12 protein-coding genes and 2 pseudogenes are annotated in these 13885 nt (G+C 39.5%); 11 read left to right on the forward strand and 3 right to left on the reverse strand.

Features of this window, described 5'->3' with window-relative positions; all coding sequences use genetic code 11:
- Positions 1-173 precede the first annotated feature (173 nt).
- Complete coding sequence (locus ACTRWE_RS07300; RefSeq protein WP_013466224.1) at positions 174-749, forward strand: hypothetical protein; 576 nt, start codon at positions 174-176, stop codon at positions 747-749.
- Positions 750-900: 151 nt separating this feature from the next.
- Positions 901-2973 carry a S9 family peptidase gene (locus ACTRWE_RS07305; protein ID WP_462879747.1) on the forward strand — a complete coding sequence of 691 codons (2073 nt, stop codon included), beginning with the start codon at positions 901-903 and terminating at the stop codon, positions 2971-2973.
- Positions 2974-3037: 64 nt separating this feature from the next.
- On the opposite strand, the gene ACTRWE_RS07310 is transcribed toward ACTRWE_RS07305, so the two are convergent.
- A complete protein-coding gene (locus ACTRWE_RS07310; RefSeq protein WP_008112861.1) occupies positions 3038-3511 on the reverse strand; it encodes a Dps family protein in 474 nt (157 codons plus the stop codon).
- A 399-nt stretch (positions 3512-3910) separates the two neighbouring features.
- Between ACTRWE_RS07310 and ACTRWE_RS07315 the strand changes: the two genes are divergently transcribed.
- Positions 3911-4120 (forward strand): hypothetical protein, encoded by a 210-nt coding sequence (locus ACTRWE_RS07315; protein WP_033103559.1) that lies wholly within the window; start codon positions 3911-3913, stop codon positions 4118-4120.
- Here the strand turns inward: ACTRWE_RS07315 and ACTRWE_RS07320 are convergent.
- Positions 4117-4722, reverse strand: coding sequence for a PGAP1-like alpha/beta domain-containing protein (locus ACTRWE_RS07320; protein ID WP_028834704.1), 606 nt, complete (start codon positions 4720-4722; stop codon positions 4117-4119). The genes ACTRWE_RS07315 and ACTRWE_RS07320 overlap by 4 nt on opposite strands.
- A 184-nt stretch (positions 4723-4906) precedes the next feature.
- Positions 4907-5443: a YaeQ family protein gene (locus ACTRWE_RS07325; protein WP_033103558.1), complete on the reverse strand. Its 537-nt coding sequence runs from the start codon at positions 5441-5443 to the stop codon at positions 4907-4909.
- Between the two features lie 262 nt (positions 5444-5705).
- On the opposite strand from ACTRWE_RS07325, the gene ACTRWE_RS07330 reads away from it, so the two are divergent.
- The 8 genes and pseudogenes from ACTRWE_RS07330 to ACTRWE_RS07365 all read left to right on the forward strand — a co-directional run bounded on the left by ACTRWE_RS07330 (position 5706) and on the right by ACTRWE_RS07365 (position 13819).
- Complete coding sequence (locus ACTRWE_RS07330; RefSeq protein WP_235420485.1) at positions 5706-5915, forward strand: AlpA family transcriptional regulator; 210 nt, start codon at positions 5706-5708, stop codon at positions 5913-5915.
- A gap of 188 nt (positions 5916-6103) precedes the next feature.
- On the forward strand, positions 6104-6280 hold the full coding sequence (gene mads1, locus ACTRWE_RS07335; protein ID WP_033103556.1) for a methylation-associated defense system helix-turn-helix domain-containing protein MAD1: 177 nt from the start codon (positions 6104-6106) through the stop codon (positions 6278-6280).
- 20 nt (positions 6281-6300) lie between these two features.
- A pseudogene (locus ACTRWE_RS07340) lies at positions 6301-6414 on the forward strand (restriction endonuclease); the annotation flags it as partial.
- 65 nt (positions 6415-6479) lie between these two features.
- Positions 6480-6572: pseudogene (locus tag ACTRWE_RS07345) on the forward strand (restriction endonuclease); the annotation flags it as partial.
- A 15-nt stretch (positions 6573-6587) separates the two neighbouring features.
- Entirely contained in the window at positions 6588-6710 is a 123-nt protein-coding gene (locus ACTRWE_RS07350) for a hypothetical protein (RefSeq protein WP_268746941.1), read from the forward strand.
- Positions 6711-6761: 51 nt separating this feature from the next.
- Positions 6762-9362 carry a type I restriction-modification system subunit M gene (locus tag ACTRWE_RS07355; RefSeq protein ID WP_290156360.1) on the forward strand — a complete coding sequence of 867 codons (2601 nt, stop codon included), beginning with the start codon at positions 6762-6764 and terminating at the stop codon, positions 9360-9362.
- 1 nt (position 9363) lies between these two features.
- The gene (locus ACTRWE_RS07360) at positions 9364-10617 is read left to right on the forward strand and encodes a restriction endonuclease subunit S (RefSeq protein WP_290156362.1); all 1254 of its coding nucleotides are present in this window, start codon (positions 9364-9366) and stop codon (positions 10615-10617) included.
- A 22-nt stretch (positions 10618-10639) separates the two neighbouring features.
- Positions 10640-13819: a type I restriction endonuclease subunit R, EcoR124 family gene (locus tag ACTRWE_RS07365; RefSeq protein WP_290156364.1), complete on the forward strand. Its 3180-nt coding sequence runs from the start codon at positions 10640-10642 to the stop codon at positions 13817-13819.
- Positions 13820-13885 lie beyond the last annotated feature (66 nt).

Consider the following 13885-nt stretch of genomic DNA (forward strand, 5'->3'; position numbering starts at 1 on the left):
GGTTACATTCTTTTGTTTGATTATTGCAACATTGCGAATTACAATCAGTCGGTATTGGTATTACACAATGGTTTTTAGCCTAATACTTTAGTTAACGCATATTAGCTCATGAGCTAGTTTGCCTGTTGAAAGCCATATGTTATGGGCGACGTTTGACTCTTTAAGGTGTTGCAGTGTTTATACATTCATCATTAACATGTGGAGAATGGTTAACTATTGGTTGTCTTGGGCTCGATCAGTATAGCCAGCTCTTTGTTGGTGATACGGTTAGTGTGAGCTTTTACGATGAGCATGGCGAATTAACTCAGCTAGCGTTTGATTATGAAATACTCTCTCCAGAGCAGGGCGAACCGCATGCTTGGAGTTTGCTGGTGGTTGAGCATATTAATATGCATATTCCGCTTGTGTGCGCTGGCAGAATGACAGAGCAAGGATTGGTGGTTGCGTACCGACATAACAAAATATTTGCACTTGAAAGCAGTGGTATTTGTAGCGCGGTGGTTCACTTTAATCGCGCTGAAAAAAATAAAAAATTAATCACAGTCAATAGCCTTGGATACGACGCGGTTTATCCTCAAAATGGCGATATGTACAGTGCGGGCACCAAAGTATTACAGCCAAAAACAGGGCATATATACCAGTGTAAGGCATGGCCATTTAGTGAGTTTTGCCGTGTGAATGAGAATAGCGCTATGTTTGAGCCAGGCGTTGGTGAAAGCTGGGCGATGGCTTGGCAGCAAATACAGTAAATCAACTTCCCTTAGGTATAACGACAACAATAAAAATTCTCGTAGTTTTTAGTTATCGAATTTATACCGCTTTAGCCCACTCAACTATGAGTGGGCTTTTTTATTTTTATGATAAACTGATCGCCATTGTTATTTTTTAAGCGGTTTTTTTGTGTCTTCTTCTGATTATTCTTTAAGCTTATTACCTAATTTCCCTGTTGCTAAAAAGCAAGCTCATGCGCTGACTACTCATGCTAAAACACGCAGTGATGATTATTATTGGATGCGCGATGATGAGCGACAAAATGCCGATATACTCGCACATTTAGCGCAAGAAAATGCCTATTGTGATGCACAATTAGCTGCCATTAAGCCACTACAAAATACATTATTTGAGGAGCTTAAAGGTCGTATTGTAAAAGACGATAACACTGTACCGGTAAAAGACGGCCAGTATTGGTATCACTCAGAGGTTCGCGGAGATGATGAATATGCGCGTCATTATCGCAGCAGCAGTATGGCAATGGCTGATAAAGAGCTACTACTTGATGTTAATGCACTTGCCAATGGCTATGAGTTTTATGAGTTAGGGGAAGTGGCGCTGAGCCCCAACGAGCAATTAATGGCTTACTCTGAAGATACCGATGGCAGACGGATATACACAGTACGGTTTAAAGATTTAAGCAGCAATAAAATGCTCGACGATGTACTTGAGATTACCGAGGGGCAAGTGGTTTGGGCGAACGACAATAAAACCGTATTTTATGTAAAAAAGGATTTAAAAACCTTATTAGGTTATCAAGTTTTTAGACATGAACTAGGGACTGAGCAACACCAAGATGTGCTGGTATACGAAGAGCAAGACAGCAGCTTTTTTATGGGCTTAGGTAAAAGTCGTGATGAAAGCTTAATTATTATTGATTTAGCGAGCACAGAAACTAACGACATGTGGGTGCTTGATGCCAATCAACCGCAAGGTGAGTTTACCGCTTTAATGCCGCGCGAAGAGGGGCATGAATTTGATATCGATAAGCTTGGTGATACTTTTTATATAGTGACTAACTGGCAGGCCAAAAACTTTAGATTAATGACCGCAACAAGCGACACCATTGCTGATAAAAACCAGTGGCAAACACATACCCCTCACCGTGAAACTGTATTATTAGAAGGCGTTGAACTATTTAACGACTTTTTAGTGCTTAGCGAGCGCGAACAAGGCCAAGCACGCTTTGTTGTGGTTAATCAAAACGCCGAGCGAATGAACCTTGAGTTTGATGATCCTTGTTACTACGCCGCTATTGCGATGAACCCAGAGCCAAGTGTAACCCATGCACGCATTTACTATTCAAGCTTAACAACGCCAGGCTCGCTCTATAATGTTGATTTAACCACAGGCGAAAAAACCTTACTTAAACAACAAAAAGTACTCGGTGGTTTTAACGCAGAAGACTACCAGTCAGAGCGACTTATGATAAGTGCCCGTGATGGAGTAAAAGTACCCGTGTCGTTGGTATATCGTAAAGATAGCTTCAAAAAAGATGGCTCAAATCCGTTGTTTCAATATGGTTATGGCGCGTATGGGATCACCATAGATCCTAGTTTTTCGAGTACGTCACTGAGTTTACTCGACCGTGGTTTTGTCTATGCGATTGCGCATGTGCGTGGAAGCGAAATGCTAGGACGTTCATGGTACGAACATGGTAAAAAACAGCATAAACAAAATAGCTTTAATGACTTTATAGATGTAACCAAAGCGCTCACAGAGCAAGGATACGGCAACAAAAGTAAAGTGTTTGCCTCTGGTGGCAGTGCTGGGGGGTTATTAATTGGAGCTGTGGTAAATCAAGCGCCTGAGCTTTACTGTGGAGTGGGCTGCCATGTGCCATTTTTAGATGTGCTCACCACAATGTTAGATGAAAGCATTCCGCTTACAACAAATGAGTATGATGAATGGGGTAACCCAAATGACCCCCATTTTTACGACATTATTGAAGCGTATTCACCGTACGACAATATTAGTGCGCAACACTACCCCAATATACTGGTGACAACCGGTTTGCACGACTCACAAGTACAGTATTGGGAACCAATGAAATGGGTGGCTAAAATGCGTGAATATAAAACCGATGATAATATTTTAGTGTTTAAAACCGACATGGATGCAGGGCATGGAGGGGCATCGGGTCGCTTTAAGAGCTTAGAGGAAAAAGCGCTAGAAATGGCCTTTTTTATCGCTTTGTCATAGCCCGTAAATGATTGTTACAAAAAAGCCTCAGTAATAACTGAGGCTTTCTATTTTTTAAAATAACTTAATCTAGGTAGGCTTTTAACATCCACACTAGTTTTTCTTGCTCTTTAATGTAGTCACTCATTAATGACGCGGTACCTTCATCATCAGCTTCAGCGGCTTGTGCAAGAATATCGCGCTGCATTTTAATTAAGCTGCTGTATCCGGCAAGTAAGTTCTCTACTGCGGTTACGCCGTCGCTGATCCCTTTTGCTTCTTTAATTTCACTTACTTCTAAGTAATCTGAAAACGCATGTAGCGGTGCACCATCAAGCGTTAAAATACGTTCTGCGATTTCATCTACTTTTAACAGTAGTAAGTTATAAATTTCTTCAAACTTTAAATGTAATTCAAAAAAGTTTCGGCCTTTAATATTCCAGTGAAAACCGCGCGCATTCATATATTGAATTTGATAGCTGCTTAAAAGCGTATTCAGTGACTTAATAATATCTTCACTTTTTGTACTGTTTAAACCAATTGCATTTACTTGCGACATACATTGCTCCTTAAAGAACCGTTTTATGAATTTGTTTACACCTTGCTCAATACAGTCAGTATTACCTAAGATGGTGTATTAATAAAATCGTTTATACATATTGGTGTCATAGCTAAAAGCTATCACCGTAGCTCGACTTTTTAAATAAGTTAGCTAACGCTGTTCAATAGATATGGGTTGTGTTTATAAAAATACTACCTTGAGCAGCGAAATTGTTTATTTTGTGAGTACAAAATATGATCTAAAACAAGCTTTTGACAGGCGCAGCGCACACTTATTTTATTTATTGATGTAGGTCAAAAAACGCTCATAAGTAAAGCGCATAATCACTATAACCCAACTTGATAGAGATCACTTTATTGAGTTAAGGGGCTACTTGATTAGATGCGGAGAGAAATTATGGAAGCTAAAACACGTAAAGAAAATAAAGCTGAACTCATCGTTATTGGTATTGCTTTGCTAGGGTTTGTATTAGGGTTAGTTGCGCACTTAGCGGGTGCAAGTTTTGCAAACTCTGATGCCCTTGGCTATATTGCTGCACCAATGCCCTTAGTGCTAGGTATTATATTTTTGATCAGCTACAAAGTGGCGGCTGCAGCCGAGGACTAAATGTCCTCATTCAAGCGCTCAAGAATATAATTAACGACTTGGCGTGAGTAAATCATACTGGTATGGCTTAAGTGAAATACCTTATGTTCGGCCATACCCTTTAGCTTGGTTTCATCTAATAATACGGTGCCATCAGAGCGGCTGCCTTTTACAATGAGTGGCATTAAGCCAATCGGTAAGTCGCCGGCAATGCTATATAGCTTGGCTTTAAAAGGCCAATCACCATTCTTAGAGAGTAAAAACTCAACGCTATTTTTTAATAATAGCTCGAACCCTTTTTGCTGCATTTTTTCAGCAATATGGCTGCCAGTATGTGGCGTTCCTAAGGTGATTACCTTTTCAACATGATGACTTGGCGCTGAGTTTGCCTCTAAATAGGCGCGAGCAACTAAGCCCCCCATAGAGTGACACACTAAAGCAGAAGGCTCGTTGCCAATAAATTCATCTATTTGCGAAAAAATAGCATCCCGATTAGGGTCACGCGTATTGTAGGTAAGGTTTAAAACTTTCACCCCCGACTCCTCCAAGCGTGAGCACAACGGGCGCATAACCAAGCCAGACATATATAAGCCATGTAAAACAATAACGTGTTTAACTTTCATACGCCCCCTAATACCAATTTTATTAAAAACATGATCATTCTAGCGTATTAAATAATCCGCTACCTACGTTAAAAATTATTTATATAGAACAACTATATGTCACAATTTTCGCCTTGTTACCGACTTATTTACTTGTCGCTATAATAGATAACTAATTTAATGCAATTGGTATAACCTATTCTAGTTACATTAATTGCTGAGGTTTTATCTCAATGTTAGTGGTGTCGGTATTAACCCAAACTTCACCATCTTGAATGGTAATAGCCAATTTAATATTACGATCAACCAACGCAGCTAATAACTGAGTAGCAGCATAATCAAGGCTAAAAATGCTTAAGTTTTTAAACTCGTACAATTTAGGCTGATGCTTTTGCCACCAAATAGCTTGGTTATTCTCGCCATAGGTATATAAAATTACTTTTTTAGCTTTATTACAGGCTTTTTTAAGGCGCTTTTCATCTGGTAACCCCAGCTCAATCCACAGCTCTATTTCTTCACTGTAATTGACATGCCAAAGCTCCGGCTCATCATCAGCGCTTAACCCTTTGGTAAACTCTAAACCATCACAGCTATTAAGTGCAAAAGCGAGTAAGCGGATCATCAACCGCTGATCTGTTTCTGATGGGTGTTGTGCCAAGGTTAAATTAAAATCTTGGTATACGTGACGGTCCATATCGCTAAGCGATAACTGCGCCTTCATGATGGTAGATTTGAGAGCCATAGTGTCTTATATGAAAAAATTTGCGTCAGTATAGCGCAATAATACCCAAACCACCTCAAGATACAGCGCTCAGCGTTTATGAAACGCCCAAGGGTTGGTTTCAAAGCGATTGATACTGCGTTATTGATTTTAACAATAGAACCACTATTATTTTCAATCAATGCCTTGGCTAAATCGCTTTTAATTCCAACTGAGACTCAGGTCTTAAGGTGGTTTGGGTATAGAGACTTGCCAGTTAAAATTATATACTCTGTAAAGTTAGGTGCTAATAACGAACCTGAGAAATTCCACGCGTTTAATCAAATTAAAAGAAGTTATTCAAAAAACATCACTTGGCCATTCAAGTATTTATAAGTTTATTTCTGAAGGCACATTCCCAAAGCAAGTATCGCTTGGTGCTAAATCTGTAGCCTGGTTAGAGTCAGAGGTTGATGATTGGATAATGGAGAGATTAGGGGAAAGAGATAACTAAACCCAGAACTGTCTTATAAGCTGGGAAGTCCAATCTATATAAAAGAAAATAACATAAAGCTCGGGCTTAATACCCGAGCCTTTATACCGCACTTGCCAATAGCGTTAATAAAAGTGTTTTACAGTATTAAATTGACCATTCCGCAATTTTCTCATACTCTACTTTTGTTCACAGTCAGAGATAAATCAATGAGTGACGAAATACTAACAATCCAAGAGCTTGCGGTTTATTTAAAGCTTAATGAAAAAACAGCTTATCGATTAGCGGGTGAAGGAAAACTGCCTGGCTTTAAAGTAGGTGGCTCATGGCGTTTTAAGCGTGAAGATATAGAAGCCTGGATAGAAAAACAAAAGGATAACGGGTGATCCTAAATTACCAAGAGTTTATGCGGCCCTTTCTTCAGAACGCGTATAAAGCTCATAACAACGGGCAAGTTAATGAACTTAAATTACGTAATGTTATTAACCAGCTCGCTGAGCAGTTTAACTTAACAGATGAAGTGCACACCGAAACACAGCCAGGTGGTAAGCAGTCTGTATTAGAGAACCTGTTGGCTCAGCTGATATACGAGACTTCTTTGGCGCTCTTAACCTTAAAAAAGCGCAAAAAGGAATATTTATTACCATCTCAGACTTTACCCCATCAGCCATGCAAACAGTTAAAGACCTAGGTATGCGTATAGCCCTCATAAATGATAAAAAATTAGCAAAACTCATGCTGCGTTACAACATTGGCAGCAGAGACGAGCAGGTATTACACCTGAAAAAAATAGACGAAGAATTTTTCGAAGCGTAAGCAACATTACCTGTTTGCGTTTTACTTAAGTATTAGGAAATAGTTTTATTTATGAATAAGCAACAACTGGCAGCTAAAATTTGGGAATCAGCCAACCAAATGCGTTCGAAAATTGAAGCGAACGACTACAAAGACTTTATTTTAGGTTTTATATTTTACAAGTACGTAAGTGATAAATTAGTTAGCTTTGTTAAAGAGCAAGGCATGACCGAAGATGAAATTAAAGCCCTTGGCGAAGACGACCCTGACACCTTAGAATATGTGCAAAGCAACTTAGGCTACTTTATATCGTACAATAACTTGTTTTCTACCTGGGTTGATCCTAAGTCAGACTTTGATGAGTCTAACGTGCGTGATGCACTTTCTGCTTTTAGCCGTCTTATTCACCCTAATCATAAAAAACTATTTGAAGGTATTTTCACCACACTTGAAACAGGTTTAAGCAAGCTAGGTGAAAGTGCGCCTAAACGTACTAAAGCGATAAGTGATTTACTACACTTAATTAAAAGCATCCCTATGGGCGGTAATGTTGGTTACGATGTACTGGGTTACATATACGAATACTTAATTGAAAAGTTTGCCGCCAATGCTGGTAAAAAAGCCGGTGAGTTTTACACGCCTCATGAAGTGTCACTACTCATGTCAGAAATCACAGCACATGAACTAAAAAATAAAGATAAAATTAAGATTTACGATCCAACCAGTGGCTCAGGTTCATTACTAATAAATATTGGTACTTCAGTTGCTAAATACGCAAAAAATAAAGACAATATTAAATACTACGCTCAAGAGCTAAAAGAAAGCACCTACAACTTAACCCGTATGAACCTGATCATGCGCGGTATTCTGCCCGACAACATTACTACCCGTAATGGCGATACCTTAGAAGACGATTGGCCATACTTTGATGAAAGTGATCCGCTTGCTACATACGAACCATTATACGTAGATGCAGTTGTTTCAAACCCGCCTTACTCACAAGCCTGGGACCCTAGCTTTAAAGACAGCGACCCTCGCTATTCGCGTTTTGGCCTTGCGCCAAAAACTAAAGCTGATTTTGCTTTTTTACTGCACGACCTTTATCACTTGAAGCCCGATGGCGTAATGACCATTGTGCTACCACATGGCGTATTATTCCGTGGTGGCGAAGAAGGCAAAATACGTAAACAACTAATCGAAAATAACCACATTGACGCGATTATCGGTTTACCGGCTAACATCTTTTTTGGTACAGGTATTCCAACCGTTATTATTGTGCTTAAACAAAAACGACAAAATACCGATGTGCTAGTGGTTGATGCCTCTAAACACTTTTATAAAGAAGGTAAAAACAACAAGCTACAAGCAAGTGATATAAAACGAGTGACTGATTCAGTTATTAACCGTGAAAGTATCGATAAGTTTTCAAAAGTAGTAAGCAAGCAAACCCTGCGCGAAAATGGCTACAACTTAAATATTCCCCGTTACGTTGATTCTTCAGCTGCCGCAGAGAGTTGGGATCTACACGCCACTATGCTTGGTGGTATCCCTAATAGTGAAATTGCCGAGCTGCAAACTTACTGGCAAGCTTTACCGCAACTGCACTCTGCATTGTTTACCCCTAAGTCAGCCGCCTATAGCGAACTTGCTGTTGCTAAAGAAAACGTGAACGCCACCATTAGTGAACACCCACAAGTGCGTGAATTTATCACTACCTATAATCAAGCATTTAATGGTTACGATGACTATTTACACACCACACTTATTAAAAAGTGGGAAACGGTTAATCTCAATCAAATAGAGGCTTCACTCAGTGAAGAGCTTTTTAAGCGCTTGGCGCCTATTAAACTTATTGATAAATACCTAGCCTATCAACACCAAAATAACCAATGGCAAACTATTAGTGCTGATTTAGAAATGATGCAGACCGAAGGCTTTGCTGCTGCTAAACAGGTAGTGGCTAATATGGTTATTAAAAAACAAAAAGGCAAAGATGTTGAGGTGCAAGATGCTAATACGCCTTGGAAAGGTCATATACTGCCGTTTGATTTAGTACAACAAACGCACCTAAGTGACGATTTACAAGCTTTGGCAGAACAAGAGACTCGCCTTGCAGAAATCTCAAGCCAACTTGAAGAAGTTTTAGAATCCCTAAGTGAAGAAGATAAAGAGCAAACTACAGTAAAAGAAGGCAAAGACGGCTTTGTTAATGCTGAAGTGGGCAAAGCCGCTAAAGCCTTCTTGAAAGAGCAAAAAGACAGCAAAGTTAAATTTGAGCAGGAAAGCTACGAAGCAAAAATCATCAAGGCTAATGAGCTAATCGACGAAGAAAAAGCACTTAAAAAAGCAGTTAAAGAAGCCGCTATTGCACTGCACCTCTTAACCAAAACAACGATTGAGAGTTTATCAGACGAGCAAGTAAACGAGCTGCTTCACCTAAAGTGGATTACTCCATTAAGTAATAAGCTCGCCGCCATGCCAAGCGCCGTAATTACCCAACTAACAGGCCAAGTGCAAGCCCTTGCTAATAAATATGCGGTTACTTATTCGCAGGTAGCCAGTGAAATAAAAACCACCGAACAAGAATTAGCCGAGATAATGGGTGACTTAACGGGTAATGAGTTTGATATGCAAGGCTTAAATGAGCTAACAAACTTATTGAAGGGCGAATAAGATGAGCGAAAATAAGAAGATTCCTGAGATCCGGTTTAAGGGGGTTAGTGGGGAATGGGATCATAAAAAATTGCAAGACCTAACTGAGACGGGGTTTAGCAATGGTGTCTTCAACGACCCACAGAAAGTGGGAAAAGGATACCGCCTAATTAATGTTAAAGATATGTATTCCGGTGATTCAATTCATATTGAAAACCTTTCACTTTTGGATCTTGACGAAAAAGAATTCAAGAATAACAAAGTCGAATATGGCGATATTTTCTTTACTAGATCTTCTTTAGTTAAAGAAGGAATTGCATATTCAAATGTTAATTTAAGTGACCGAAATGACATTACATTTGATGGTCATTTAATTAGAATGCAGCCTTGTAAGGCTACTACTAATCCTGTTTTTTTAGCATGTTTGTTTAAAACACCATCTGCACGTGAACAATTTATTCTTGGTGGTAAAACTACAACTATGACCACGATAGGGCAAAGTGACATAGCTACAGTTGCGTTATCATTACCTTGCAAACAAGAACAAACAAAAATAGGCACTATTTTTCAAAATCTCAATACCCTAATCAATCAACACCAACAAAAGCATGACAAGCTCAGCAACATTAAAAAAGCTATGCTGGCAAAAATGTTCCCTAAACAAGGTGAAACTATCCCAGAAATCCGCTTCAAAGGATTTAATGTGGATTGGGAGGAGTCTAACCTAGAAAAATGCACGGCTCTACTAACGGGCAACCCTTTTAATAGTAAAGAATTCACTTCTGAAGGTTACTTTTTAGTGAGAGGTATGAATGTTAAAAGAGGGTATTTGGACTCGTCACCAGAAATTTCTGAGTTTTGGCCATCATCTAAAGGTTTGGAGCGTTACATTCTTGAGCCAGAAGATATTGTGATTCAAATGGATGGCGCACTAATTGGGAAAAGTTACGCTAAAATAAATTCAAGAAATTTGCCAGCTATTTTGGTTCAACGTGTTACGCGTGTTAGGTGTAGTGAAGTAAACCCTGAGTTTATTTATCAATACATACAAAGAGACTTCTTAACTCACATTTCTGGTATTAAGACTGAAACAGCGGTACCGCATCTGAGTTTACATGATATTCGTGCTTTCTCGGTTTTTTTACCTGAAAGAGCAGAGCAAAATGCTATCGGTGACTACTTCCAAAATCTTGATGCATTGATCAATCAACATCAACAACAAATCACTAAGCTAAACCACGTCAAGCAGGCCTGCTTGGGTAAAATGTTTGTATAACAAGGACGAGAGCAGAAAAGCAATGACTACGTTTAAAACTGAAGCACAATTTGAGCAGGCTTTTATTGAAGTACTTACCCATAAAGGCTGGGAAGCTGAAATATTAAAAAACAAAACCGAAGCTGATTTACTGCAAAATTGGGCAAATATTTTATTTGAAAACAACCGCCAACAAGACCGCTTAAACGATATACCACTAACTACAACTGAGATGCAGCAGATTATTGAGCAGATAAAAGAGCTTAAAACTCCGCTAAAGCTGAATGGTTTAATTAATGGTAAAACGGTAGCAATTAAGCGTGATAACCCCGCACACCCTGAGCGCTTGGGTAAAGAGGTTAGCTTAAAAATATATGACCGCCAAGAAATAGCCGCAGGCCAAAGCCGTTACCAAATTGTACAACAGCCACAGTTTGAACGGGGCAGTCCTTTGCGTAACGACAGGCGCGGCGATGTGCTGTTATTAATTAATGGTATGCCCGTTATTCACGTGGAACTTAAACGAAGTGGAGTACCGGTAAGCCAAGCTGTAAATCAAATTGAAAAATACAGTAAAGAAGGCATTTTTAGTGGGCTGTTTTCGCTTATTCAAGTGTTTGTAGCTATGGAGCCGAACGAAACAAAATATTTTGCCAACCCAGGCTTAGATGGCAAGTTTAACCCAGATTACCAATTTAACTGGGCCGACTTTATGAATGAGCCCAAAAATTACTGGAAAGATATAGCGTCTGACTTACTGTCTATCCCTATGGCGCACCAGTTGATTGGTTTTTATACCGTGGCCGACGATACCGACGGTGTGCTTAAAGTAATGCGCAGTTATCAATATTACGCCGCTAATGCGATATCCGATAAAGTAGCTAAAACTAATTGGAAGCAAATAAACTCGAATACCGAGCGCCTAGGGGGCTATATATGGCATACCACTGGCTCTGGTAAAACCATGACCAGCTTTAAGTCTGCACAGTTAATTTCGCAATCTAAAGATGCCGACAAAGTTATATTTTTAATGGACAGAATTGAGTTAGGGACTCAATCACTCGCAGAGTACCGTAACTTTGCTGGCGACGGGGAAGACGTGCAAGCAACAGAGAATACAGATGTATTAATCTCTAAGTTAAAAAGTACAGATCCGGCAGAAACATTAATAGTTAGCTCTATTCAAAAAATGAGTAACGTATTTGAAGCGGTTGATGATGAAGGCACAGCGACTAACTCTGCCGATATTGAAATAATACAAGCTAAACGTTTAGTGTTTATTATTGATGAAGCACATCGCTCAACCTTCGGTGATATGTTGATTACCATTAAGCGTACTTTTCCTAGCGCATTGTTTTTTGGTTTTACGGGTACACCCATTCAAGAAGAGAATGAAAAAAGCGGCAACACCACCAGCACCGTATTTGGTAACGAATTACATCGCTACAGTATTGCTGATGGAATACGCGATGGCAACGTACTAGGCTTTGATCCTTATAAAGTATCAACCTTTAAAGATAGCGACTTAAAAAAAGAGGTGGCTTTAGCCCAAGCAAAAGCTGACTCGGTGGCTGATGCTATGAGTAGCCCCGCTAAAAAGAAAAAGTTTAACCACTTTATAAATGATGTGCCTATGGCAGGCAAAAAAGATGCAACGGGTAAATACCATAAAGGCATTGAAGACTATGTGCCTAAAGACCAATACTTAACAGATGCCCACCAAGAAAAAGTAGTAAGCGACATTTTAGATAAATGGGATGTGCTAAGCCAGGCTAATAAATTTCATGCCATTTTAGCTACTAACAGTATTGCTGAAGCCATTGACTACTACCGCCGGTTAAAAGCGGCCAAACCTTTACTTAAAATATCAGCCTTGTTTGACCCTAATATTGATAATGACGGTAGCGGCGATCGAGGCCCCACTTTTAAAGGTGATGGCTTAGACGAGATTATGGCTGATTATAATGCACGTTATGGACAAGACTTTGATTTTGCAAAACATGGTAAGTTTAAAAAAGATTTAGCCGCACGTCTTGCCCATAAAAAGCCCTATGAGCGCATACACACAGAGCCAGAAAAACAGTTAGATTTACTAATAGTAGTAGACCAAATGCTAACAGGCTTTGATTCTAAGTGGCTTAACACGCTGTACCTTGATAAGGTAATTAAATACCAAAATATCATTCAAGCCTTCTCTCGCACTAACCGCTTATTTGGACCAGATAAACCACACGGTATTATTCGTTACTACCGTTATCCTCACACCATGGAACAGCACATTAACGATGCAGTTAAACTCTATTCAGGAGATCGCCCTATAGGCTTATTTGTTGATCGCTTAGAAAGCAACCTTGAAGCTATGAACACAATAGCAGCAGATATAACAGAGCTATTTGCAAGTGCTGGCGTTGAAAGTTTTGAAAAGCTACCCGAAGATCTTGAAGCCTGCGCTAAGTTTGCAGATTTATTTAAAACCTTTAACCAGCACTTAGAGGCAGCAAAAGTGCAGGGCTTTCAATGGCGTGATTTTAGTGTGGGCATTGCTGAACAGAGTGCTAAGTATTCGGTTGACTCTGTTGTTAGCGATGAGGCTGAGTTAACTATAGACGAGCAAACCTACCTGAGCTTAGTGCTACGTTATAAAGAGCTTGCTCGTTCAGGTGATGGCGGCGGTGCTGGTGGCGGTGAAGTACCTTTTGATATTAGCGGTTATTTGACTGAAATTGATACCGATAAAATCGACACCGACTATATGAACAGTCGCTTTGATAAATATTTAAAAGAACTGAATCAGGGCCAGGATAAGGCAAGTGTTGAGCTTACACTCAACGAACTACATAAGTCGTTTTCATCGCTCACGCAAACCGAACAAAAGTATGCTAAGTTGTTTTTGCATGATTTACAGCGCGGTGATGCTAAGTTAGTAGATGGTCATAGCTTTAGAGATTACATAAACGATTATCAAAACAACGTAGAAAACGCCAAAATTAATGCTTTGGTTGATGCTTTAGGTGTTGATAAATCGCTTTTAATTGAGCTAATGGGCAGTGTAATTAATGAGAAAAACATAAACCAATTTGGCCGATTTGATAACCTAAAAGCGACAGTTGATATAGATAAAGCTAAAGCATACTTTGAGAATATAGAAGGTAGTGCTATTCCTCCTTTTAAATTAAGAATAAAGGTAGATAAGCACCTGCAAGGCTTTATTTTAGAAGATTAAGCTTTAATGAATAGCCAAAGGGTGAGAGGCTTCAAAGCGCTAAAATGCCCATCGGTACAGCGTGGA

Source organism: Pseudoalteromonas sp. G5_S1_54_S4 (assembly GCF_054968565.1).

Bases quoted from the DNA above. Each gene is read 5' to 3' on its own strand.
- ACTRWE_RS07325 (WP_033103558.1), bottom strand. From the start codon at position 5,443: ATGGCTCTCAAATCTACCATCATGAAGGCGCAGTTATCGCTTAGCGAT.
- ACTRWE_RS07355 (WP_290156360.1), top strand. From the start codon at position 6,762: ATGAATAAGCAACAACTGGCAGCTAAAATTTGGGAATCAGCCAACCAA.
- ACTRWE_RS07320 (WP_028834704.1), bottom strand. From the start codon at position 4,722: ATGAAAGTTAAACACGTTATTGTTTTACATGGCTTATATATGTCTGGC.
- ACTRWE_RS07350 (WP_268746941.1), top strand. From the start codon at position 6,588: ATGCGTATAGCCCTCATAAATGATAAAAAATTAGCAAAACTCATGCTG.
- ACTRWE_RS07315 (WP_033103559.1), top strand. From the start codon at position 3,911: ATGGAAGCTAAAACACGTAAAGAAAATAAAGCTGAACTCATCGTTATT.
- mads1 (WP_033103556.1), top strand. From the start codon at position 6,104: ATGAGTGACGAAATACTAACAATCCAAGAGCTTGCGGTTTATTTAAAG.
- ACTRWE_RS07360 (WP_290156362.1), top strand. From the start codon at position 9,364: ATGAGCGAAAATAAGAAGATTCCTGAGATCCGGTTTAAGGGGGTTAGT.
- ACTRWE_RS07310 (WP_008112861.1), bottom strand. From the start codon at position 3,511: ATGTCGCAAGTAAATGCAATTGGTTTAAACAGTACAAAAAGTGAAGAT.
- ACTRWE_RS07365 (WP_290156364.1), top strand. From the start codon at position 10,640: ATGACTACGTTTAAAACTGAAGCACAATTTGAGCAGGCTTTTATTGAA.